The sequence below is a fragment of the Psychrobacter sp. ANT_H3 genome (assembly GCF_027919975.1).
In the GTDB taxonomy this organism is placed as follows: domain Bacteria; phylum Pseudomonadota; class Gammaproteobacteria; order Pseudomonadales; family Moraxellaceae; genus Psychrobacter; species Psychrobacter maritimus.
This window is the reverse complement of the sequence record NZ_JAQISM010000004.1, coordinates 331,309-354,210: the sequence shown is the minus strand read 5'-3', so window position 1 is coordinate 354,210 and position 22,902 is coordinate 331,309. Positions and strand designations below refer to the sequence as shown.

The following is a 22,902-nucleotide window of genomic DNA, read 5'->3' as shown; positions in this document are numbered from 1 at the left end:
ACAAGATATTATTTGCCCGACTATTATAAAGATTAAATACTATGAGCACTAACCCATACCCCAGTTTATTAACTCATCTCGCAAATTGTAATGACAGTGCCGCTATTGAGCGGCTATTCAGTGCGTTATTGACCGATAAAGAGCAGCAAGAAATCGCCAATCGTATCCGTATTTTTGATTTGCTTGAACGCGGTGTGACCCAGCGTGAGATATCTGAGCAACTGGGAGTTGGTATCGCCACTGTCTCGCGCGGTGCTAAAGCAATGCAAGCACATGATGTGAGCGCTTTATTAAAGACTCATAGAGAAAGTACATCTATAAAAAGCACACCTACTAAAGACGCTTAACTCGTTAAAAATTATGATGTTAATCTGCCTTATTTTTATTTGATAAATCATTGAACTATTTTGGACATTGTTATGACCTCTGCTACCTCCAAGCCTAACCAACCTGCTGCCATTGATATTCCTAGTAAGCCACAGCGCATTAAACTCACGCAGGATATCGATTTTTTCGCACTATTTAAACGTATTGAGCGCGCTTTTGAAACTTGTTATTTGCTTGAATCATTGGGTGAAGACGGTCATATGGCGCGCCATCATGCCATTGGTTTTGACCCTGTTATGACCATTGCTGCATTGGACCGTAGCACATTAGCGATTACTGACAATAAAACCGCTGAAACCAGTCACTATCAAACGGGCAACCCTTATGAGCTACTACGTAAAATCACCCCGCAGCACGTTATTGCCCGTGACCAAAGCGGTGGACTGGTCGGCTATTTAGGCTATGACAGTGTTAATTTCTTTGAGCCAAGTCTCAATGCTAAGGCCAGTGACGACTTTGAACCCTTTAAATTTGGTGTTTATTTAGATGGTCTGACACTAGATAAGATGACCGGTGAGATTTTCTATTTCTATTATCCGACCGCGCAGCAAGACAATCGTATCGAGCAAATCAAAGCCTTACTTGATGCGCCCATTCCAAGCTATGAGCCGCCCTCAGTAGAATTTTTGGGTGATGGTATGAGCCAAGATGAGCATGCCAAAGTCGTCATGCAAGTCAAAGAAGACATCATCTCTGGGCGTATCTTTCAGTGTGAGGTTGGCTTTAAGTCCAAATACCGCATTGTAGGCGACAAGATGCCGATTTATGAAAAGCTGCGCGCGGTCAATCCATCACCGCATATGTACTTTATGAAATTTGCTCAGCAATGCATCATTGGCGCCTCCCCTGAGCTGCTGTTTCGCTTACGTCAAGGTGAGATGGAAACTTATCCTCTCGCAGGCACCGCCAAGCGCGGTGTCGATATAGTAGAGGACCGTAAGCTTGCCCGCGCTTTGCTAAATGATGCTAAAGAGATTGCCGAGCACAATATGCTCGTGGATTTGCATCGTAACGATATCGGTCGCGTCGCACGTTTTGGTACGGTAAAAGTACGTAGCCTAATGGACATCAAACGCTTCTCACACGTCCAACATATCTCCTCTGAAATCGTTGGGATTTTGCATCCTGATGAAGATATGTTTAGCGCCCTTGCCAGCAACTTCCCCGCTGGGACATTGTCAGGTGCACCAAAAGTCGAAGCAATCAAAGTCATTAATGAGCTAGAGCCTGATGGTCGCGGTGCTTATGGTGGCGCGCTTGGGTCATTTAACTTTAATGGTGACTGTATCTTTGCCATTCCTATTCGCAGTCTATTTATCAACGGTGAGTCGGCTTATGCGCAAACCTGCGGCGGCAATGTTTACGACTCCAATCCTGCTGATGAATACTTAGAAATTCAGCGTAAGCTTTCTGCCATGAAAGTGGTCTTAGACAGCTTTATGACAGCCTAAACTCCCTATATTTCAGCAAAGAGCTTATGACTTATGAATGTTTTAATTATCGATAACTACGACTCTTTTACCTTTAATCTTTATCAATATATCGGTGAGATTCTGCAAACCATGGACAGTGATAAAGACGGTACTAAAGAAGCAGCCAACGTTATCGTCAAGCGTAATAACGAGATTACCTTGGCTGATGTACAAGCGATGAATCTTGACCGTATCATCATCTCACCCGGCCCTGGTGCCCCTGATGACCCCGCTTATTTCGGTATTTGTGCAGAAGTGATTGAGGTCATGGGCAAAACAACGCCGCTTCTTGGCGTCTGCTTGGGTATGCAGGGTATCGCCCACGTATTTGGCGGTGATGTGGTACGAGCCGGCGTACCGATGCATGGCAAAGTCTCAGCCATTCGCCATGACGATGCAGGTGTCTATCAAGGCTTGCCACAAGAGATAGAAATCATGCGCTATCATTCTTTAATGGTGCAAGCAGATACCTTACCTGACTGCCTAACCGTCACCGCTGTCGTTGCTAATGACGAACATCATGATTTAAGTTTGGCTGAGTCAGCGCTAGCCGGTGATGAGATTATGGGAGTGCAGCATACAGAATATCCGATTCAAGGCGTACAGTTCCACCCAGAGTCCTTTGCCACTGAAGGGGCTAAGCGCTTGCTAAGCAATTTTTTACTACAAGTTTAAATCATGCAGCCCAAGTAAATTGAATTTTAATTTTAATGGACTTGTGTTAGTCCTTCATTAACGCTTTAATGATAGACTGAAAACAACAAATAAAAGGCAGCCTTTAACAAGGTTGTCTTTTGTTATTTCAGCATAGGATTGAGCAATGAGCACCAAGTCAAAAAAGTGCCATTAGCTAAAAAGCTTACACAGTTTATTGTTTAAATTTGCTAGAAAATAAAATAGAGAGCGATATGGCAAACACCGGTAGCGCAATGTCAGCACGGCAGTCATGGATAGGCACGATTCAAATTATCACAGCCGCTGTCTGCTGGGGTACTTTGGGAATATTTTCGACCTACCTCAATCAAATCGGCTTTAGTGGCTGGCAAATTACCATTTTGCGTATTGTGACCGCCGCTTTCCTTATTCTCATTATGTTACCAAAGCTATGGCCATACCTCATTAAGCTGCGTCCAAAGCAGTGGCTTGGACTGGCGATACAATCGTTAATTGGCGTACTCGGCATGTCGGTATGCTATTTCTTTGCGGTTATCTATGTTGGTGCAGGTCCTGCCGTTGCTTTGCTTTATACCGCACCCGTTTTTAGCTTATTATTTTCGGCAGTTTTGCTGAATGAATCCATTACTCGGCAGTCGGCGTTATTGGCGCTTATGGCGGTATTCGGTGTTGGTTTAACCATGCTAGGCGATGCGGCACAAGTCAACTGGGGCATCGTGCTTGGGCTACTATCTGGCGTATGTTATTCCCTCTATGGCGTACTCGGCAAGCGTGCAATGCACTATGCGCACCCTGCTCCTTTGGTATTTTTTACCTCTATTGTTATCAGTGCTGGCGTATTGCTTTTACTACCCGAGACCTATAAAACGTATGGGCAATTATTGACCTTGCCTTTACACACTTGGGGCTACGCCTTGGGACTGTCTTTGATTGGAACCGTTGTGCCCTTTGCCCTCTATATGAAGGCCTTAGAGAAGCTGCCTGCCACTCGTGCATCGGTGTTTACTATCTTTGAGCCGTTAACCGCGATTGCTTTAGCGACGCTATTACTGCATCAGTCATTGTCATGGATTCAATATTTAGGCGTGGTACTCATTCTACTAGCGGCTTTATTTAATGCGGTATTAAATGGTACGACCACTCGTGTGCCGCGTTGGTTAAAGAGACGGCAAAAGGTTTAATGCTGCTTTTTAATCTTTAGAAAATAGTAATTAAATAAAAAAATCCCCAACCATGACATCATAGTTGGGGATTTTTCTTAACAGCTTGTCTGTGTATAAAAACCTTACTTTACAATAGAATACTTACGGCATATAAGCTTGATTAACACCTTAAATCATTTTCATTATTGCACGATACGCTGTAAAAACGCTTGCGTACGTGGATGCTTTGAGTCCTCAAACAACTGCTGCGCGCTGCCCTCTTCGACCACCACACCGTCTTCAATCAAGACCACATGATCAGCGACATCACGGGCAAAGTTAATCTCGTGGGTCACCACAACCATCGTCCAGCCTTCAGAGGCCAACTGCTTCATGGTTCCAAGGACATCTTGCACCAGCTCTGGATCAAGCGCAGAGGTTGGCTCATCAAACAACAGTAACGACGGTTCAATAGCCAGTGCACGCGCAATACCAACTCGCTGCTGCTGACCACCAGATAGCTGAAACGGGTACAAATCCGCTTTATCCGAGAGCCCGACTTTTTCGAGTAATGCTAAAGCCTGCTCGCGTGCTTGCGCTTTACTTTGCCCTTGTACCACCGTCGGCCCAAGCATTAGGTTTTCAAGCGCGGTCTTATGCGGAAACAAATTATAAGACTGAAATACCATCCCAGCTTTACGTTGCAGTGCCAGCAAGGTTTTCTTTTTAGGCTTAGTAGCAAAGTCGACCGTCAAGCTACCATCATCAAAAGCAATAACCCCTTGATCAGGGATTTCTAGTGCATTTAAGCAGCGCAAAAAGGTAGTTTTACCCGAGCCTGACGGTCCTAATATCACAACCACTTGACCTTTATGAATGGTCAAATCAATGCCCTTGAGCACTTGATTACTACCAAAGGCTTTGTGAATATTGCTGACTTGAATCATAAAAGTTCCTGTTACGCGGTTAATACTACATGCGGATATTGCTAAAACTGTCGTAAAATGAGTAGATGAGCAGATAAACTACTTAGCCACATAGCGGTCGAGTCGGGTTTCAAGCTTACCTTGGATAAAGGTCAAGAACAGACATATACCCCAATAAATAACCGCCGCTTCAGTATAGACCAGCATAAACTCATAGTTACGCGCCGTGATAATCTGCGCTTCTTTAAACAGCTCAGTGACCAGTACCAATGACGCCAACGACGTATCCTTTACCAAACTAATAAAGGTATTGGATAACGGTGGCACTGAAACGCGTAACGCTTGCGGCAAAATCACATGGCGGAAAGTCTGTAGATACGTCAAGCCGACGGTTGAGCCTGCTTCCCATTGCCCTTTTGGAATTGACAAAATCGAGGCACGCACTGTCTCCGACGCATAAGCACCGATATTCAGTGAAAAAGCTATAATCGCAGATGGAAATGGATCAAGCTTTAAGCCAACACTTGGCAGCCCATAAAAAATAATAAATAGCTGCACGAGCATCGGCGTGCCGCGAATGGCAGACACGTAAATACGGGCAAGTCTATAGATAATCTCATGGAACCAGCCAGCACGCGGCACGATACGAATCAGCGCCACTGTCAGCGCAATGGCCATCCCAATCGCAAATGAAATCAATGCTAGCGGTATCGAATAATAGATACCGCCTTTGAGCATTGGCCAAAACGAATTGATAACGATTTGCGCCCGCGCAGGGTCCATAAACGGCAATAATGCCAGTAGTTCAGCTAGCATAGACGTGATAGAAGCGAGCATTATTTTTGTTGACTTATATCAGCACCAAAGAATTCTTCGCTAAGTTTGGTTAGCGTTCCATCGGCGATTAGCGCAGCCATGGCTTCGTCTAGTTTTGCAACAACGGCATCATCACCTTTTAGCAATACCAATCCCGAACCGGTCTGCTCACTAACAGGGGCCGTCAGTTTAATCTCAAGCGCACTGCCGGGGAATTTCTTTAGATAATCCAATACGGCAAGATTGTCATTCATGGTAAAGTCAGCACGGTCTTGTTTGACCAATTGAATCGCTTGCGCCATACCGTCTACAGGGACAACTTCTGCGCCATAACGTTCTGCTAGCTCGCCATAGTTACTGCTAAGCGACTGCGCTGAACGTAGACCTTTTAGGCCTTCCCACGAGCTATAGCGATTGTCATCAGTTGGTGCTAATACTACCGCGCCTGACCAGCTATAAGCGGTCGCTTTATCATATTTTGCTAAACGCTCAGGGGTGGTTAGACTGACTTGATTGGCGACCATATCAAAACGTTTGGAGTCAAGTCCTGCCAGCATCGCATCCCACTGGGTTTCTTTAAATTCAACCTCAACGCCTAGTTTGTCAGCAACGGCACGCGTCACTTCGACATCATAACCGGTAAGCTTACCGCTCTCATCATGATACGTGAACGGCGGATACGTGCCTTCAGTACCGACGTTGATGGTGCCGCCATTATTGATACGCTGGAGCAAATCAGAACCACCTGTTGCGGCACTGTCAGCTGCATTGGTTTCGGCGTCAGTAGTAGGTGACTGATTACAAGCGGCAAGCAGTACGGTGCTGGCGGCAAGGGCTAAAAGAGTACGACGTTTCATAAGACGTCCTTATAAAGTAGGTGAATAATGCAAAAAAATATCAGACCAACAAATAGGGAGAAAACGAGCAAACAGTTTTGACTAAAAAATCGCGCCTATTGACTGTCATGCTTGGCTTTGGCTTCCCGATTTGAGGATGCTAAAGATATTTTTCAATACTGTTTTTATATTATGTTGCATAGGTCACGCTAAGTGACGGTTAACATTAATAATAATTTTAACCAACCATGCTGATTATGCAACACTGACTTACTCCTATACTAACGTAATTGGGTAAGGATAAACGTACAAAAACAGTGAGCATGGGTAAGATTGCTAGCATCTACTGGCTGATAAATGTTTATGTCTCAACTTTTAAATAAAATCAGCTATAAAAAAACCGCGCCTATCATATAAGATAAGCGCGGCTTTTAAGAGACAGCGTTAGTTTTTAAGAAATGCTTAGTTCAAAATTCCATAAGCACATAGCGCATCAGCCACACGCTTAAAGCCAACGATATTGGCACCGGTCATATAGTCGATATAGCCATTATCAGTCTGACCATAATTTTCTGACGCTTCAGCGGCGCAGTCATGAATGTTTTTCATAATGCATTTTAAGCGCTCATCGACTTCTTCAAAGGTCTTATATTGGCGTACTGAGTTTTGCGACATCTCAAGACCAGAGACGGCAACACCGCCGGCATTGGCCGCTTTACCTGGCGCATAGTGCACACGGTGCAGACGAACGTAATCAATCGCTTCAGCGGTCAATGGCATGTTAGCGCCTTCGGCAATATATTTGATGCCATTTTCAACCATTAACTTGGCATCGTCTTCGTTGACTTCGTTTTGGGTCGCTGATGGAATGGCGATATCACCTTTGATATGCCATGGCTTTTGCTTGGCCAACCACTCACCACCATACACATCGACATAGTCACACAATGGCTTGCTTTGGGCTTTTTGTTGTTTTAGCCAATCAATTTTTTCTTGATCCATGCCGTTTGCATCATAAAGCGTCCCTTGTGAATCAGATACGGTCAGTACCGTTGCACCCAGCATATGCGCTTTTTCAGCAGCATGTAGTGACACGTTACCGGCACCTGATATCAGTACCTTTTTACCTTTGATATTGTCGTTTTGCGCAGCAAGCATGCTCTCTAAGAAATAAACCGCGCCATAGCCAGTCGCTTCGGTACGCATCAAGCTACCGCCAAAACCCACGCCTTTACCAGTTAAGACACCGCCGTGCTCGCGCGTCAGGTTCTTATACATCGCAAACATATAGCTGACTTCGCGTCCGCCGACACCGATATCACCAGCCGGCACATCAATATCTTTACTGATGTACGGATGCAGCTCACGCATAAAGGCGTAGCAAAAACGACGGATTTCGCTGTCAGACTTACCCTTAGGATCAAAATCAGCACCACCTTTAGCGCCGCCCATTGGTAAACCTGTCAAAGCATTTTTAAAAATCTGCTCAAACCCTAAAAACTTTAGTACCGATTGGTTGACGGTAGGATGGAAGCGCACGCCCCCTTTATAAGGACCCAAGGCATTACTGAACTGCACACGCCAGCCGCGGTTTACCTGTACTTCACCTTTATCGTTTTCCCAGTTGATACGAAAAGCGAAAACACGGTCAGGCTCAACCAGGCGCTCAAATATTTTAAAAGTATCATATTCCGGGTGGGCGTCGTATAGCGGAGCAATAGTGATTGCAACTTCTTTTACCGCCTGAATAAACTCAGGTTGGTGGGCGTAACGTGCTTCGACTTTTTCGATTGCCTGACTGATACTCATATAGGTTCCTTAGGGTAAAAATTGTAATCATGCTGATTTACACCGGCGTTTTATCGCTTAACCGCAAACGATGGGATGCAAAACGCGAGCGTGGGATTGAAATCGTGCCTATACGCTGCTGGGTGCTAGGTATAGCAACTGGTGGGATTAGAAGCCAACTGATTGTGTTTCTAAATCATAAACCCAGAAGCACAAACAAGTTTTATCTCATAACTATATATCATTTTTTTGGTGTATAAGTCTAGTAAATATCGCCATCATGAAAAGTTATAATGGACATTTTTCTCATTATAGGCTATCGACGACGTGGTCGTGAAAACTCATCGGTCAAAAAACCTTTACATTTATTTGGCTTTTTTCATGCCATTGCATAGACAAAACATAGGACGATGACATGGCATTGACTGTTTTATTTAACGATTGAGATTATTAAAAAAGATTGAAACTGGTAAAACACACCAATACTAATCAACTTATATTTACTAATAAAAGACTGTCTAAAATAGACGGTCATAAAAGCGCACTCAAAGGTCAAAAATAAGCAACTTTCAGCCTTTAACGAGAGTTTCTCTATATCAATGCTAATAGTAAGGGTTTATAATATTGCCCGCTCATCAAAGACTATTGAAGATTTTATTCCTTCTTATTGTGTCAATTTTTCCATTTAATCACTCGTTACAGAGAAATTGTTATGCGTACAGATTCATTCCAGCAAATCTTAGAAGACCTAAACAGCTCATCAGCCGATGTGGAAGCATCTGCCCTTATCTCTAACGACGGTCTTATGATTGCATCAGCCTTGCCGACAGGCGTTGATGAAGACCGTGTTGGCGCGATGTCTGCCGCTTTATTGTCATTGGGTGACCGCGCAGGTCGTGAATTGGCTCGTGGTAGCATCGACCGTATTATGATCCAAGGCGAAAAAGGCTACGTGATTATGACTTCATCAGGCGATGAAGCGGTATTAACCATTATGGCAAAACCAAATGCCAAACTGGGCTTGATTTTCTTAGACATTAAACGGGCCTCTGAAGCCCTTGCAAAACTGATTTAATTGCTAATTTTAAAGGTTTGTCGATACAGTGTTATGCCACATTCATACGATAAATCGCTTTAGAAACAATATTTTAATAAACAACACTTTAAATGAAAATTGACGCTCTGTCTTATAAAAATTATTTAAGGTAATGCACACTGTTTATATTGAATGCGCGATTGTTGAATACGTGGTTGTTGATATAGGTGATTAAGATGGATACCTGCTTAGTTTCTGGGTGCCTTTGCAAGAGTAATCACTATAAAGCCAGTATCAAGCATATATCGAGCCTTACTTAACAGTTTTAGCAGTTAAGTGTTTTATTTGAGTTTAACCATTTGGTTTCAGACAGCGGCTTATGCAATAAGTTTTAACGATACGTTTAAGACCATAAACTGAAACCAAATCCGCTTTTTAATAATTATCAAAATAATGATAAATAAAGGAGATTACAATGGGTTCTCCACTCCCCGACGCCATGAAGCCTGAGATGCCTGCCGAACAAGTCAGCATGACTTATCACGATGGCACTTCGCGCACTGTTTATGATACCGGTATCGAACGCCCCTACCCTGATGGTAAGCTGATTGTGTCACGTACCGATTTAAACGGCGTTTTGACGCATGTTAATGATGCCTTTGTCGAGATTAGCGGCTATGACGTCGATGAATTAATCGGCAAGCAGCATTATATTTTACGTCACCCTGACATGCCAAAAGCGGCCTATAAAGACTTATGGGCGACCGCTGCTGCTGGGCAAAAATGGCATGGCTATGTGAAAAACTTATGTAAAGATGGCAGCCATTATTGGGTGTATGCCACTGTGGTGCCAAACGTGCGCCGCGGCGAAACCGTTGGCTATACTTCGGTGCGCCGTAAGCCATCACGCAGCAAGATTGATGCGGCAATCGCTCAATACGCCCAAATGAAACAAGACGAGGAAGGCTAAATCATGACGACACATAATATGTTAATCGCCCCTGATTTTTCGCCTGAGCGTTTTGCAGGCTGGCACATGTTTAACACTTTGATTCAAAAGCGTGCCAATCTCAATATGCACCTAAACATACCCGCCTCGCAGGCTGAGCAACAAGGCATTATCAATCAAGGCGATATTCAGGTTATTTATGCCAATCCTTTTGATGCTGCGACCCTTACCCGTGAGCAAGGCTACCGTGCGGTTGCGCGCCCTATCGGCAAGTCTGATGAGATGGTCATCGCCGCTGCCGCCAATAGCGATATCAATAGCCTAGAGGACATCAAAGCTGGCGCTACCGTGGCGATGGCCGATAATCGTGATGTCAAGCTCATTGGTTTACGTCTGCTTGAAGCGGTCGATATAGCAGAAGCTGACCTTAATTGGACGGTGACTGAGACTTATCAAGCGGCAGCGCGCCAAGTGATTAAAGGTGATGCGCAAGTGGCATTCTTTATGGCGGAGATTTTCCATAGTTTTTCACGCCTAACCAAAGCGCAGCTATCAGTGCTAATCGAGAGTGATTTGGCAGATATCAGCCATGTCTTACTAATTAAAGACGGCTTTCCAGATAGCGATATCTTGATGGATGCGATTCTTAACCTGCATAACGATGATGATGGTAAAGAAGCATTAGCTGAACTTGGCATGCCGCAAGGTTTTGAAGCCATGGACGAAGAAGACGCTGAATTTATGATTGATTTAATGCAAACCTTACTTGATTAGCAGATTCATTGTTCATGATTCATGATTCATGATTCATGGTTAATTGGCATCTTACTTAAGTCATAGTGGTTGTTTAATAGCGCTAAACAATAACTGTTAAACCGCACTTATTGAATAACAGCTATGACTAACAGGACACGCTTATGTCTGATTTAGATCTCATCAAAGAAAGTGAAATGGCGGCGCGGCGCGTCTATCGTCTTTACTCACGTAAGATATTTATCGCCCCCAACAATCGCCATTTTCACGAACAACGTATCAATGCCGCGCTACTGCTAAACGAAAAAGAGCCGCTGCAAGGCGCGGTGGCCGATTTCTTTTATGGCTGCTGGTATGACATCCCCTATGATGTCACCAATATGTTTACCCGCTTGCAAGGTCGCATGCTGCCGCATATCGAACAAGGCTTTCGCGATTGTATTGATAAAAAAAGCTATATTCAAAAAAACAGCATGCTAGCAACGCGCTGGAGCGTACTGGTATCGCCATCGTTAAATGAACAAAGCCAGCGGCTGCGCATCAGTAGTGATGACGCCAAAGAAATAGCCAAAGATATCACCAGCGACTTAATGCTTGCGCGGGATAATCAAGACTGGGACACCATAGAGCAAATCGAAAACGAGTTTTTTGCCCATTGTATCGCGCGTCATGACCGTCTGGCGTTCTCCTTGGTGTGGTTTCGCTTGGGCAAAAGTGATTGGCAATTTGATGAGCGCTGGAATCATTGTCAGCAAAAACTTGACCAAACTAAAAATGTACAAGACGCTTAAAGCCTCAATCATTTTTAACCCCATCATAAAAAATCCATCTAACGGGTAGCCGCTATGTCTTCTTATTTAAACGCTGATAAAACCTATCTGACTTTGACCCCAGCCGGCATTTTTGAGGCATTTTCGCAAAGTGAACCAACGGCTGAGCAGTTATCACTACAAGACTTATTGTCTTATAACGAAACTTTGTTAGCCGCTGATTGGCTCGAGCGTTATTCTGACCAATGGCTAGACAGCTTTTTAGAGCATGGCTGGATTGAGAAGCTGTCGCTATTTTTGCCCGCGCCAAACTTACCTTTAGACCAGTTTTTACCCTATGTGGTTTCAAGCTTGTCTGGGAAACGCCGCGCAGCAATTGGCTCTGATGAAGGGTTTTGTCTGGCGCGGATTGGCTATAGCCAAGAAGAAGCCGATATGTTGAGTGTGGCGGCGGCTGACTTTTCAGGTTTTATGCTGCGCCAAAAACAACGCGGCTGGGCAGTAGAAAGCCAAGCTATTTCTTTCTTTCAGCAAGTCGATTTGCTGATTCCTGAAACCAGCTTTGTATTTTTATGGATTGATGGCTCAGGCTACGTGCTTATCATCGATGGCGAACCTTTGACCAACAATCGCGCCTTTGTTGAGCTGGTATGGGCACTAAAAACCTCTGGGCTTAGATTTACGAATTAAACCCGTTCTTTATTAAAGCCATCATTATTAACACCATCATTAATTAAATCCGTACTGAATCAAGCTAGCTATTTCATATAAATGCGCCCTTTAACCATAAGCGGTGCATTTTTATATCTATATCTTAAACATTATAATAATAACTATCTGTCTAAAATCGGCTTCTATTTTTATAAAATCACACAGTAATAATAATACCCTTAGAATTAACAACAACTTGTCAAATGTTAGGTCATACTAGCTGCAACCATTTGATTATTTTGCATACTGTATAGCTATACAGGTTTTTATAACATTTCTACATTCTTATATTTAAATATTGCTACATTTTCCCATCTCCAAGCGTTAACCCACCCTTTTACTAATTACCATCCCCGAAAGTGGCAGCCTTTGCCAAACCTTGCATTCTTGCTTATTTTTTAGGACAGTTTATGACTTCGCTGACCACCGTGCGCGTGCGTTATCAAACGATTGAAATTGGCAGCACCGACATCCACATTTGTACTTTACGTGACAATCAACAATTTAGTGACCCTGATAATGAGGCATCAGACCTCGGTATTTGCTCGGCGTCATGGCCGATGTTTGGCGTGATTTGGCCATCAAGCTTGGTGCTCGCCAATCATATGCTTGATTATGATATTGCGGGCAAGCGTATCTTGGAAGTTGGCTGCGGCATGGCTTTATCGAGCTTACTGCTTAACCATCGCCATGCCGATATTACCGCGACTGATTATCATCCGACGGTTGAGTACTTTTTGGATAGAAACACCACGCTAAATAATAATAAAGAGATTAACTTTGAGCGTTTAGACTGGGCTGAAGACAATAGCCATCTTGGCAAGTTCGATATTATTATCGGTAGCGATTTGCTTTATGAAGACCAGCATATTGATATCTTGGCGGAGTTTATTGAGCGCCATGCACTGCCAACTTGTGAAGTTATTGTCGTTGACCCTGGGCGCGGGCGCAAAAACAAGTTGACCAATAAGATGGTTGAATTTGGCTTTAGCAGTAAGCACGTTAAACCTGAGGACACCACTTATCTTGAACTACCATTCAAAGGGCATATTTTGACCTTTTCGCGTTAAAATCTGAAAAACCAATAGGTTATAGAATAAAAAAAGACGCCATTTTACGGCGTCTTTTTTATGGCTAAGCTGTTTTATTTTAGGGATACTTACAGGTGTTTTTTTATAGATTTCGAGTTAACGGTGGTTGCACACGTGAATACATGATTAATGAGATACCATTAGATATCAGCTCAACGGCTAATAGGACGCCAAGAATATAAGTCGCTGACTGCGGATAGCTGGTAAATATCATGATAGCCAACGCAATCGAGATAAGCCCTGAGATTAATATCGGCACAAAAGCCACTGTTCGGCGTAAACCAAAAGCAACTATCACTCTGACAATACCCGTTGCCATAAATAAGATAGCAATTACCATGGTTAGGGTTAAGATGCCTTGTAGCGGGTTTTGTAGCAGCTCAATACCGATAAATATGCCAAGCACACCGCCAATGGCCGCTAGCACTTTACCCGTCGTGGTATAAGCACGGAACAGGGCAATAAACTGTAAGATACCGACAAGAAGAAAGACGAATCCAGCCAGTTGTTCAGCAGCGAAACTGGCGCTAAGAGGATTAAAAAATGCAAAGATACCGCCAAGAATACTAATGATACCAACCACCAGCCATAATGTACGACTCATAAGACTCTCCTCCTATTTAATAAAAATTAAATTATATCGCAGAGCATTTACACTCTTGTATGACGGTCGTAATAGATTCAAGTAGTCCTGTTACTATCTAAGCGTGAACATTGCATTGTCATCATAAGCCTGCTAATCGCTATTTTACTCACACCCCTAAGTCTTATCTTTCAGCTACCTAATGATAAATCATGCCATCGCAAGCACTTGCCAGCCCGCCGTTGCTTGATACTTATCCTGATGGGCAAAGAGCGGATGGCCTTGCGCTTCTGCAAGCGTGAGAACGGGCGTCACGCAAGCATCAACGGCGCTAAATATTTCTTGCCAATGCGCTAGTGTTTGACTGGCAAACCTTTCTATCATGGCTTGCTCGGCTTTTTTACTTTCAGCGGTATTTGGCATAAAGCCGCGCTGCCAATGCGCATTACTATATTCAGTTAACTCTAATGTCGCACATAATAACTGCCAAAACTTTAGCTCTAACGAGCCGACTGCCATATGGCGACCGTCTTTGGTTTGATACAACCGATAGCAAGGTAACACGCCGCCTAAAAAATCATTCTGAGGCTCTGGGCGTTGTCCATTTATGTTTTCCATCATATCGGCAGTTGCTTTTGGCATTACTAAGTGATGATATAAGCTGTGCGTCATACTAACGGCGATATGGCGCCCGCGCCCCGTGTTTTTGGCAGCAAATACCGCGGCCAACAAGGCAATGACGGCAGTATCACTGCCACCAGCCAAGTCGGCAAACTGCATATTGGGCATGGCTTGCTCGCCTATAGCGGTCTTTAATTGTGCCAAAGTCCCACTCATCGCCATAAAATTGATATCGTGACCCGCTTTGGCCGTCCAAGATTCAGCCGCTTCATCAAGAGCATCAGTAATCCCGTAACCAGTGATAGATACCATGACGAGCTTTGGGTTAATGGCATGTAAAGTGGCAGCATCTAAACCCATACCTAGCAGCACTTCAGGACGAAAGCTATCAAGCATGACATCGGCATCCTTGATATGGGCTTTGATAGTTTCAATCCCTGCTGCACTGCGAAAATCGATTTTTTCGCAGTGCTTCCCATGGTTTAAAGCTTTAAACAATTCACCAAACGCCCGTCCTGGGTCACCGTTTTCTGGTTCGATTTTGACAATCTCTGCTCCCAAATCAGCAAGTAATCTGGTGGCAAATGGACCGGGTAGATTACGCGTCAAATCGACTACCTTTAAACCGTGTAAGCAATCAGCCATCATATCTGTCATTGAATGATTGTTAATCGAAGATCTGGGCGTTGAATTACTGGGTACTGAAGAGCTCGGTATTGAATCGCTATTAACCATCTGCAAACACCTCGCCTTTATTAGCCATCTCAACCAAAATCTGGGCAGGCTCAAAACGTGCGCCATATTTTGCGGCAAGTTTGCGACTACGCGCAACAAAACGATCTATACCTGTGGCATTGATAAACTGTAAGGTGCCGCCTTGATGCGGCGCAAAACCCCAACCAAAGATAGAGCCTACGTTGCCTTCAGCGACAGAACGCAAAATCCCTTTTTCATAGCAGCGCGCTGACTCATTGGCTTGGATATAAAGTAGACGATCAATCAGCTCTTGCATGTCAGGCTGCTCAGCAAGTGGCGGATATAGCTCAGTCAGCGCGGGCCATAGCTGTTTATCATTTTGACCCTCAGCATTTTGTGCATAATTATAAAAACCTTTACCGACTTTTTTACCTAAGCGCTCATGGTCTTTTACCAGCGTAGTAAGCACCGCTTCTGCAGGGTGACTGACCCAGTCTTTACCCTCAGCAAGGGTATCTTTTTTGGACTGCGCCATAATCAACATCGATAAATCAAGCGAGACTTCGTCCTCCAGCGCCAGTGGCGGCATCGGCATGCCAGCTTTAAGACCTGCGACCTCGATACGGCGCGGATGCACGCCCTCGCCTAACATCGCGATGCCCTCTGACACATAAGTACCAAACACACGCGAAGTATAAAAACCGCGGCTGTCATTGACAACGATAGGCGTCTTGCCAATTTGTAGCACAAAATCAAAGGCTTTGGCTAAAGTGGCATTATCGGTCTGCGCGCCCATGATAATTTCAACCAAGGGCATCTTATCGACGGGTGAGAAAAAGTGCAGCCCGATAAATTGCGTCGGACGTTTACTTGCTACTGCTAAGCTGGTGATAGGAATGGTTGAGGTATTAGACGCATAGACGGCTGATTCAGGAATAATGGCTTCGGCCTGCTCGGTGCACTTGGCTTTAATATCACGATTTTCAAACACCGCTTCGATGACCAAATCACAACCTGCAATATCGTTATAAGATGTCGTGGTTTGGATTTTACTTAATAACGCTGCTTTTTTGGTAGCGTTTGAGCGACCGCGACTAATGGCTTTATCCAATAGCTTTTCTGAATACTGTTTGCCTTGATTGGCGTTCTCAATACTGGTATCTAATAGCATCACATCGATGCCAGCTTTGGCAGCAACATACGCAATCCCCGCGCCCATCATGCCGGCACCAAGTACCGCAACCTTATTTACTGTTTGACGCTCAAAACCTTTAGGACGTGACTGACCTTTTTTAATTTGATTAAGCTGCGTCCACATCGAGGTAATCATATTATTCGATTCAGGCGACAGCACACAAGCGACGAAGTAATTGGATTCCACTTCAAGTCCAGCATCGATATCGAGCAAGCTGCCTTCAAAGACGCAAGACATAATATGAATAATCGCTGGATAATTGCCATGTGATTTTTGATAGGCTAGCGCTGGGGCAATAGAGAGCATTTGCGCGTTTTTTGGTTGATTGGCATTGCCACCTGGAATTTTAAAACTCTTGATATCCCATGGCTGCTGCGCGTTAGGATTGGCGTTAATCCATGCTTTTGCTTGGCTGAGCATCTCAGCTTTATCACTCGCGAGGGCATCGATAAAGCCCAGCTCCTTTGCCCGGCTTGCACTGACTATCTGACCTTGGGTCATCATTTCAAGCGACTTTTGCATACCGATGAGGCGCATCAAGCGCTGAGTCCCACCGCCGCCCGGTAATAAACCTAGCTTTACTTCAGGCAGACCAAACTTGGCGGTAGGCTCATCGATAGCGAGTCGATAATGACAGCCTAACGCTACCTCAAGGCCACCGCCAAGCGCAGTGCCAGTCATCGCAGCAACGACAGGTTTAGCGCATTTCTCAAGTTGACGCATGCTTGATTTGAGGTTCTCAACCAGCTCAAAAGCTTGCTCATGGGTTTGAATATTGGCCAGCTGATCGATATCAGCGCCCGCAATAAAACTGTCTTTACCTGAGGTGATAATTAAGCCTTTAGCGGATTCATCATTGATAAAAGCGTCGCTTAAAGCTGCAAAAGAGTGATTGAAATGATCATCAATCACATTCATCTTTCGATCAGCTTGATCAATAGTGACGGTCACAATACCTTCATCATCACGTTTAGCTGAAAAGTTTGCCAGCTCATTAATTATTTGGGTGCAGTCCATGCTCATTACTCTTCCTTTTTTACATTCAAATGTCTTATTTAACCACTATTATTAACGATAACTTATACACGCTCAATGATGGTCGCGATGCCCATACCGCCACCAACGCATAAGCTAATCATAGCGGTTTTTAGGTTACGACGCTCAAGCTCCTCAAGGACAGTAGTGAGCAGCATCGCACCCGTTGCACCCAGTGGATGACCCATGGCAATCGCGCCACCGTTGACGTTGACTTTATCGAGTGAAACGCCTAAGTCTTTTGCTGTTTTCATCGGTATCGCCGCAAAGGCTTCGTTAATCTCCCATAGGTCAATATCAGCGGCGGTCATACCGGCTTTTTTCAGCGCTTTTTGGCAAGCAGGCGTTGGACCAGTCAGCATAATAGACGGCTCAGAACCGATGACTGACGCCATAATGACTTTCGCCCGCGGACGCAAACCTGCTTTTTTACCCGCTGCTTCACTACCCAATAAACAAAGCGCCGCGCCATCAACGATACCGGAGGAGTTACCCGCATGATGGACATGATTGATACGCTCAATACTGGTATATTTATCTAGCAAAACACTATCAAAGCCCATCACGCCAAGCTTGGCAAAAGACGGTTTTAATCCTGCTAACGTTTCAACCGTGGTGTTAGGACGAATGGTCTCGTCTTTATCGAGTAGCAAACGACCATTTAAATCATGCACAGGCACTACCGCGTTATCATAGTAGCCAGCAGCCCATGCGTTAGCAGCACGCTGATGTGACTCGGTGGCAAAAGCATCGACATCCGTACGACTAAAGCCTTCAAGCGTTGCAATGGTATCGGCACCCACCCCTTGCGGCGCAAAGCCCGTAGCTGCATTCACGCGCGGATCGGTTGCCCACGCACCGCCATCTGAGCCCATCGGTACGCGGCTCATCGATTCAACGCCGCCTGCTACCACCATATCCTCCATCCCCGACATAATTTTACTGGCTGCTAAATTAATGGACTCAAGCCCTGAGGCACAAAAACGCGATAAAGTTACCCCAGCGACGCTTTCATGCCAGCCTGCATCAATGACCGCAATACGGGCAATGTCTGCGCCTTGTTCGCCGACTGGCGTCACGCAGCCGAGCACCACATCATCAACCAAGCTGGTATCTAAATCGTTGCGCTGCTGCATGGCATTAAGTAAGGTGCGAACCAGCCAAATAGGCGTTACTTGGTTTAAGCTGCCGCCCGCTTTGCCTTTGCCACGCGGGGTGCGAATGGCGTCATAAATATAAGCCGTCTGAATCATGCTATGTCCTTATAGTCTTAAAAATTTATAATCTTAGAAGCGTGTAATCTTAGAAGCGTGTAATCTTAGAAGCGTGTAATCTTAGAAGCCTGTAATCTTAGAAGCTTGTAGTTTTAAAAACCTGTAGTTTTAAAGATTGGTTTAAATGAAAAATTACATAAAGCGTGACGCCAGCTCTTTCATAATCTCATTGGTGCCGCCGTAGATTTTTTGCACGCGCGCATCGGCATATAAGCGCGCAATCGGATATTCCATCATATAGCCATAACCGCCAAATAACTGTACGCACTCATCCATGACGATACATTGTTTTTCGGTTACCCAATATTTGATTAAAGCAGCATGCTGTACCGTTAGTTTATTCTCTACTAATGCTTCGATAGCGGCATCGCACAGGGCGCTCGAGGCAATGTAATGGCTGTTACATTCGGCCAATTTAAAGCGGGTATTTTGAAAGCTCCAAACAGGCTTGCCAAAAGCGGTGCGCTCTTTGGTGTAATCAATGGTCAAATCCAATGCCAGTTTCATCGCCCCAATTGCAGCCAATGCCACAATCAAACGCTCTTGCGGTAGCTCTTGCATCAATTGTGCAAAGCCTAAGCCTTCAACCGTACCCAATAAATTGGCTTGCGGCACGCGCATATTATTAAAAAACAACTCAGAAGTATCTTGGGATGCCATGCCAAGTTTTTTAAGCTTTTTACCGCGCTCAAACCCCGGCGCATTGTCGGTTTCGACCACGATTAAGGAAACGCCTTTAGCGCCAAGGGAGCGGTCAGTTTTACAGGCAACGATGATTAAATTACCCAGTTGACCATTGGTAATAAAGGTCTTTGAGCCGTTGATAATATAATCATCGCCGTCTTTGACTGCATAGGTTTTGATGTTTTGCAAATCTGAGCCTGTGCCCGGCTCAGTCATAGCAATCGCACCGATTAACTCGCCGGTTGCCATTTTGGGTAACCATGCCTGTTTTTGCGCTTCAGTACCATGATGCAAAATATAAGGCGCGACAATCCCTGAATGTAAAAAGCCACCAAAACCTGCTTGGTTGGCTTCAGATTGTGCATAAATCAGCGCCGCTTCATGGCGAAAATCACCACCGGCGCCGCCGTATTCTTCTGGCATTGAAGCACATAAAAACCCCATCTCGCCAGCTTCTAGCCAAGCCTCACGATCGAGCATGCCATTTTCACGCCATTTTTCATCATGCGCTTCCCAATCTCTAAAGACTTTAAGCGCACTCTCATGCAGCATTTCAATCTCTTCATCCATCCATTTTGGCTTAAAGCAGGCAATAGTCATTGATCCATCCTTGGTTTTAATTGGTCATCATTCGTATTTATTAATAGGTATAAGCTTGATAGTGCTTTCATTATTAATCAAGCCAGCCACGATTTTGAGCGTAAATAGGCTATTCGGGCTTATCAATATCATAACTGAGTTATTGATTGATAACTATCGGCATTTTCTTGGCTAACAATAGTAGTCTGCTTAGCGCTAATCAGTTAGCAATATCAGGTATCTCAGAAACTTTATACTGATAACCAATATCTCTTATGATGGTTTTGCGCTAAATTCTTGAGTGTATGGGTTGTGTGTTTTAGTCAAACTATCTGACTTCTTTGGGTTAATATAACCTCTACTCGCTATCCACATTGATTAGGTATTAGGACAGGCTACGATAATTTGGCACAGCAGATATTCTCAATTATTTATCCCAATTATTTATAAGCCTCCTTATAAAAACCCTTTATAAACAAATAAAACATCAACAATAAAATAGGCAGAAAGTTATGGAAAATTCAAAGCAGACATTATCAAACCAGCCACTCCGCATCGATATCGTCTCAGACGTGGTCTGCCCTTGGTGTATTATCGGCTACCGTCAATTGGCTGAGGCGCTTAAGCAAACCAATACCGAACATGAAATACATTGGCATCCGTTTGAGCTAAACAGCAATATGCCAAGCGAAGGACAAAACTTGCGCGAGCATATCATGGAGAAATATGGCTCAAGCAAGGAAGAGTCGGACGCTAGCCGCATTAGAATGACTGAGGCAGGCTCCGAAGTCGGGTTTGAGTTTAATTTCAATGACGATACCCGCATGCACAATACTTTTAATCTGCATCAGCTGCTGTACTGGGCAGGTCAGCAAGGGCAAAAGCCGATGCATGATTTAAAGCAGGCGTTATTCAGCGCCCACTTTACCAAGGGTCGCAATATTTCTGATAATGCAGTGCTTGCTGATATTGCCGCGGAAGTAGGACTTGATCGTAGCGAGGCGCTCGCGGTATTAGAAGAGCAGCGTTTTGCTAAAGAGGTGCGCGCAGAAGAGCAGCATTGGCAACAGCAAGGCATTCAAAGTGTACCGGCGATGATTTTTAACGAGCGACATTTGGTCAGCGGCGCGCAGGGCGTGGAAAATTACGTCAATATTTTAGAGCAATTGGCCACTATGCAAGAGTAGGTAATAAAGGAGCACTGCTTAATTTAATGGTTATTTAACATTTAGCTGTCATTGAAATTTCAGTAAACATTTAAACATTGGACATCGTTATTGGCATGTCTCTTAGGAATAGTTTTATATGAGCAAAGACAAACTGATTACCTTATCAGATGAAGCAGAAGAAATCGTTTTGGATAAGCTGAGAGATTATATGAACGCAGAGTTTGATGTCGATATTGGTAATCTGCCCGCTAAGTTTTTATTAGACTTTATTATCGAAACCATAGGTCCACATTTATATAGTCAAGTGATTGATGATATTGAACCTTGGCTATACGATAGATTCACGGCAGTGCTAGAAGATATGCATAGCTTTAAAAAAGACTAAACGATAAACATAAAAATGCCGCCCCATAATAAGAGCGGCATTTTTATTTTATAACACTATTATTTTAAAAGGCTAAATTTACAATCCCTATAATTAATAATGATGCTTAAAAATGAATAACCGTGCGGATACTCTCACCTTTATGCATCAAATCAAAGGCTTCATTGATATCTTCTAATGGCATGGTATGGGTGATGAAATCTTGTAATGGAATCTCACCTGCTAAATAACGCTCAACGTAGCCGGGCAACTCGCTGCGACCTTTTACGCCGCCAAATGCTGAACCGCGCCAGACGCGACCAGTCACTAGCTGGAATGGACGGGTTGATATCTCTTGGCCAGCACCAGCAACACCGATGATAACCGATTCGCCCCAACCTTTATGGCAGCACTCAAGTGCTGAACGCATGACATCGACATTACCGATACATTCAAACGAATAATCAACGCCGCCATCGGTTAATTCAACAATAACGTCTTGGATTGGTTTGTCATAATCTTTTGGATTAATACAATCTGTTGCGCCCAATTTTTTGGCAAGCTCAAACTTACTTTCGTTGATATCAATGGCAATAATACGGCTGGCCTTTGCCATTTGTGCACCGATAACCGCCGATAGTCCAATACCGCCTAGACCAAAGATAGCAACGGTCGCGCCCTCTTCGACTTTTGCGGTGTTCATGACCGCACCCATACCAGTTGTGACGCCACAACCAAGTAGGCAGACTTCTTCTAGTGGTGCTTCTTTGTTCACTTTTGCTAACGAGATCTCTGGCAACACCGTATATTCAGAGAAGGTTGAACAGCCCATATAATGATAAATAGGCTGACCATCTTTATAAAAGCGCGTGGTGCCGTCTGGCATTAAGCCTTTACCTTGGGTTTCGCGTACCGCTGAACACAGGTTGGTTTTACCTGAAGTACACATTTTACAGACGCCACATTCTGCGGTGTATAAAGGAATAACATGATCGCCGACTTGGACGCTGGTTACGCCTTCGCCAATTTGCTCAACGATACCGCCACCTTCATGACCTAGGATAGCCGGGAATACGCCTTCTGGGTCTTCACCAGATAGCGTAAAGGCATCGGTATGACAAACGCCACTAGCAACGATTTTTATCAGCACTTCACCTTTGCGTGGCAGCATCACATCCACTTCTTCGATAGATAGTGGCTCATTTGGCCCCCAAGCAATGGCGGCTTTAGATTTAATAAATTTATCTGACATAATATTCTCTCTTTTAATTAATTTTATCATTGATTACACGCAGACCAATTTAGCTTATAGTGCTTATTGAGTAGAGGCAAGCCACCATTGTTGAGGTC

Annotated in this window: 22 protein-coding genes; 12 read left to right on the top strand and 10 right to left on the bottom strand. The window is 44.3% G+C overall.

Annotation, left to right across the window (positions count from 1 at the left end):
* The first annotated feature begins 41 nt into the window (after positions 1-41).
* The 4 genes from PG901_RS04315 to PG901_RS04300 all read left to right on the top strand — a co-directional run bounded on the left by PG901_RS04315 (position 42) and on the right by PG901_RS04300 (position 3,715).
* Positions 42-347: a Trp family transcriptional regulator gene (locus PG901_RS04315; protein ID WP_271133627.1), complete on the top strand. Its 306-nt coding sequence runs from the start codon at positions 42-44 to the stop codon at positions 345-347.
* Between the two features lie 72 nt (positions 348-419).
* Entirely contained in the window at positions 420-1,838 is a 1,419-nt protein-coding gene (locus PG901_RS04310) for an anthranilate synthase component I family protein (protein WP_271133626.1), read from the top strand.
* A gap of 33 nt (positions 1,839-1,871) precedes the next feature.
* The gene (locus PG901_RS04305) at positions 1,872-2,534 is read left to right on the top strand and encodes an anthranilate synthase component II (protein ID WP_271133625.1); all 663 of its coding nucleotides are present in this window, start codon (positions 1,872-1,874) and stop codon (positions 2,532-2,534) included.
* A gap of 233 nt (positions 2,535-2,767) precedes the next feature.
* Complete coding sequence (locus PG901_RS04300) at positions 2,768-3,715, top strand: DMT family transporter (protein WP_201563170.1); 948 nt, start codon at positions 2,768-2,770, stop codon at positions 3,713-3,715.
* A gap of 164 nt (positions 3,716-3,879) precedes the next feature.
* Here the strand turns inward: PG901_RS04300 and PG901_RS04295 are convergent, their stop codons facing one another.
* From PG901_RS04295 to gdhA, 4 genes are all read right to left on the bottom strand, one after another.
* Complete coding sequence (locus tag PG901_RS04295; RefSeq protein ID WP_183620561.1) at positions 3,880-4,623, bottom strand: amino acid ABC transporter ATP-binding protein; 744 nt, start codon at positions 4,621-4,623, stop codon at positions 3,880-3,882.
* 78 nt (positions 4,624-4,701) lie between these two features.
* Entirely contained in the window at positions 4,702-5,439 is a 738-nt protein-coding gene (locus PG901_RS04290) for an amino acid ABC transporter permease (RefSeq protein WP_271133624.1), read from the bottom strand.
* A complete protein-coding gene (locus tag PG901_RS04285; RefSeq protein ID WP_271133623.1) occupies positions 5,439-6,275 on the bottom strand; it encodes an amino acid ABC transporter substrate-binding protein in 837 nt (278 codons plus the stop codon). Before PG901_RS04285 ends, PG901_RS04290 begins: the two co-directional genes overlap by 1 nt.
* Positions 6,276-6,716: 441 nt before the next feature.
* On the bottom strand, positions 6,717-8,063 hold the full coding sequence (gene gdhA, locus PG901_RS04280) for an NADP-specific glutamate dehydrogenase (protein ID WP_201619695.1): 1,347 nt from the start codon (positions 8,061-8,063) through the stop codon (positions 6,717-6,719).
* Positions 8,064-8,754: 691 nt separating this feature from the next.
* On the opposite strand from gdhA, the gene PG901_RS04275 reads away from it, so the two are divergent.
* The 6 genes from PG901_RS04275 (at position 8,755) to PG901_RS04250 (ending at position 13,331) form a co-directional block, all read left to right on the top strand.
* Entirely contained in the window at positions 8,755-9,117 is a 363-nt protein-coding gene (locus tag PG901_RS04275; protein WP_010201036.1) for a roadblock/LC7 domain-containing protein, read from the top strand.
* Between the two features lie 436 nt (positions 9,118-9,553).
* The gene (locus PG901_RS04270; RefSeq protein WP_201619697.1) at positions 9,554-10,048 is read left to right on the top strand and encodes a PAS domain-containing protein; all 495 of its coding nucleotides are present in this window, start codon (positions 9,554-9,556) and stop codon (positions 10,046-10,048) included.
* A gap of 3 nt (positions 10,049-10,051) precedes the next feature.
* Positions 10,052-10,801 (top strand): PhnD/SsuA/transferrin family substrate-binding protein, encoded by a 750-nt coding sequence (locus tag PG901_RS04265; protein ID WP_271133622.1) that lies wholly within the window; start codon positions 10,052-10,054, stop codon positions 10,799-10,801.
* Positions 10,802-10,944: 143 nt separating this feature from the next.
* Positions 10,945-11,571, top strand: coding sequence for a hypothetical protein (locus PG901_RS04260; RefSeq protein ID WP_201563180.1), 627 nt, complete (start codon positions 10,945-10,947; stop codon positions 11,569-11,571).
* Positions 11,572-11,625: 54 nt separating this feature from the next.
* Positions 11,626-12,240 (top strand): hypothetical protein, encoded by a 615-nt coding sequence (locus PG901_RS04255; protein WP_201619700.1) that lies wholly within the window; start codon positions 11,626-11,628, stop codon positions 12,238-12,240.
* 431 nt (positions 12,241-12,671) lie between these two features.
* The gene (locus PG901_RS04250; protein ID WP_201619701.1) at positions 12,672-13,331 is read left to right on the top strand and encodes a class I SAM-dependent methyltransferase; all 660 of its coding nucleotides are present in this window, start codon (positions 12,672-12,674) and stop codon (positions 13,329-13,331) included.
* A gap of 103 nt (positions 13,332-13,434) precedes the next feature.
* Here PG901_RS04250 and PG901_RS04245 read toward each other — a convergent pair whose 3' ends face one another.
* From PG901_RS04245 to PG901_RS04225, 5 genes are all read right to left on the bottom strand, one after another.
* Positions 13,435-13,956, bottom strand: a complete 522-nt coding sequence (locus tag PG901_RS04245) for an HdeD family acid-resistance protein (protein ID WP_271133621.1) — start codon at positions 13,954-13,956, stop codon at positions 13,435-13,437.
* 189 nt (positions 13,957-14,145) lie between these two features.
* Complete coding sequence (locus PG901_RS04240) at positions 14,146-15,213, bottom strand: CaiB/BaiF CoA transferase family protein (RefSeq protein ID WP_271133643.1); 1,068 nt, start codon at positions 15,211-15,213, stop codon at positions 14,146-14,148.
* A gap of 70 nt (positions 15,214-15,283) precedes the next feature.
* Positions 15,284-17,470 (bottom strand): 3-hydroxyacyl-CoA dehydrogenase NAD-binding domain-containing protein, encoded by a 2,187-nt coding sequence (locus PG901_RS04235; protein ID WP_271133620.1) that lies wholly within the window; start codon positions 17,468-17,470, stop codon positions 15,284-15,286.
* A gap of 56 nt (positions 17,471-17,526) precedes the next feature.
* Entirely contained in the window at positions 17,527-18,732 is a 1,206-nt protein-coding gene (locus PG901_RS04230) for an acetyl-CoA C-acetyltransferase (protein ID WP_271133642.1), read from the bottom strand.
* Positions 18,733-18,888: 156 nt separating this feature from the next.
* Positions 18,889-20,040, bottom strand: coding sequence for an acyl-CoA dehydrogenase family protein (locus PG901_RS04225; protein ID WP_201563192.1), 1,152 nt, complete (start codon positions 20,038-20,040; stop codon positions 18,889-18,891).
* Between the two features lie 491 nt (positions 20,041-20,531).
* Here PG901_RS04225 and PG901_RS04220 point away from each other — a divergent pair, with 491 nt between their 5' ends.
* Complete coding sequence (locus tag PG901_RS04220) at positions 20,532-21,206, top strand: DsbA family oxidoreductase (RefSeq protein WP_201619706.1); 675 nt, start codon at positions 20,532-20,534, stop codon at positions 21,204-21,206.
* Between the two features lie 118 nt (positions 21,207-21,324).
* Positions 21,325-21,573 (top strand): DUF2164 domain-containing protein, encoded by a 249-nt coding sequence (locus tag PG901_RS04215; protein WP_271133619.1) that lies wholly within the window; start codon positions 21,325-21,327, stop codon positions 21,571-21,573.
* 106 nt (positions 21,574-21,679) lie between these two features.
* Here the strand turns inward: PG901_RS04215 and PG901_RS04210 are convergent, their stop codons facing one another.
* Positions 21,680-22,789, bottom strand: coding sequence for an S-(hydroxymethyl)glutathione dehydrogenase/class III alcohol dehydrogenase (locus tag PG901_RS04210; RefSeq protein WP_442966848.1), 1,110 nt, complete (start codon positions 22,787-22,789; stop codon positions 21,680-21,682).
* Between the last annotated feature and the right edge of the window lie 113 nt (positions 22,790-22,902).

Excerpts from the sequence above, each read along its gene's own strand:
- PG901_RS04220 (WP_201619706.1), top strand. The coding sequence starts at position 20,532 with ATGGAAAATTCAAAGCAGACATTATCAAACCAGCCACTCCGCATCGAT.
- PG901_RS04265 (WP_271133622.1), top strand. The coding sequence starts at position 10,052 with ATGACGACACATAATATGTTAATCGCCCCTGATTTTTCGCCTGAGCGT.
- PG901_RS04285 (WP_271133623.1), bottom strand. The coding sequence starts at position 6,275 with ATGAAACGTCGTACTCTTTTAGCCCTTGCCGCCAGCACCGTACTGCTT.
- gdhA (WP_201619695.1), bottom strand. The coding sequence starts at position 8,063 with ATGAGTATCAGTCAGGCAATCGAAAAAGTCGAAGCACGTTACGCCCAC.
- PG901_RS04250 (WP_201619701.1), top strand. The coding sequence starts at position 12,672 with ATGACTTCGCTGACCACCGTGCGCGTGCGTTATCAAACGATTGAAATT.
- PG901_RS04215 (WP_271133619.1), top strand. The coding sequence starts at position 21,325 with ATGAGCAAAGACAAACTGATTACCTTATCAGATGAAGCAGAAGAAATC.
- PG901_RS04235 (WP_271133620.1), bottom strand. The coding sequence starts at position 17,470 with ATGAGCATGGACTGCACCCAAATAATTAATGAGCTGGCAAACTTTTCA.
- PG901_RS04315 (WP_271133627.1), top strand. The coding sequence starts at position 42 with ATGAGCACTAACCCATACCCCAGTTTATTAACTCATCTCGCAAATTGT.
- PG901_RS04275 (WP_010201036.1), top strand. The coding sequence starts at position 8,755 with ATGCGTACAGATTCATTCCAGCAAATCTTAGAAGACCTAAACAGCTCA.
- PG901_RS04295 (WP_183620561.1), bottom strand. The coding sequence starts at position 4,623 with ATGATTCAAGTCAGCAATATTCACAAAGCCTTTGGTAGTAATCAAGTG.
- PG901_RS04290 (WP_271133624.1), bottom strand. The coding sequence starts at position 5,439 with ATGCTCGCTTCTATCACGTCTATGCTAGCTGAACTACTGGCATTATTG.
- PG901_RS04305 (WP_271133625.1), top strand. The coding sequence starts at position 1,872 with ATGAATGTTTTAATTATCGATAACTACGACTCTTTTACCTTTAATCTT.
- PG901_RS04240 (WP_271133643.1), bottom strand. The coding sequence starts at position 15,213 with ATGACAGATATGATGGCTGATTGCTTACACGGTTTAAAGGTAGTCGAT.
- PG901_RS04255 (WP_201619700.1), top strand. The coding sequence starts at position 11,626 with ATGTCTTCTTATTTAAACGCTGATAAAACCTATCTGACTTTGACCCCA.
- PG901_RS04245 (WP_271133621.1), bottom strand. The coding sequence starts at position 13,956 with ATGAGTCGTACATTATGGCTGGTGGTTGGTATCATTAGTATTCTTGGC.
- PG901_RS04270 (WP_201619697.1), top strand. The coding sequence starts at position 9,554 with ATGGGTTCTCCACTCCCCGACGCCATGAAGCCTGAGATGCCTGCCGAA.
- PG901_RS04260 (WP_201563180.1), top strand. The coding sequence starts at position 10,945 with ATGTCTGATTTAGATCTCATCAAAGAAAGTGAAATGGCGGCGCGGCGC.
- PG901_RS04225 (WP_201563192.1), bottom strand. The coding sequence starts at position 20,040 with ATGACTATTGCCTGCTTTAAGCCAAAATGGATGGATGAAGAGATTGAA.
- PG901_RS04300 (WP_201563170.1), top strand. The coding sequence starts at position 2,768 with ATGGCAAACACCGGTAGCGCAATGTCAGCACGGCAGTCATGGATAGGC.
- PG901_RS04310 (WP_271133626.1), top strand. The coding sequence starts at position 420 with ATGACCTCTGCTACCTCCAAGCCTAACCAACCTGCTGCCATTGATATT.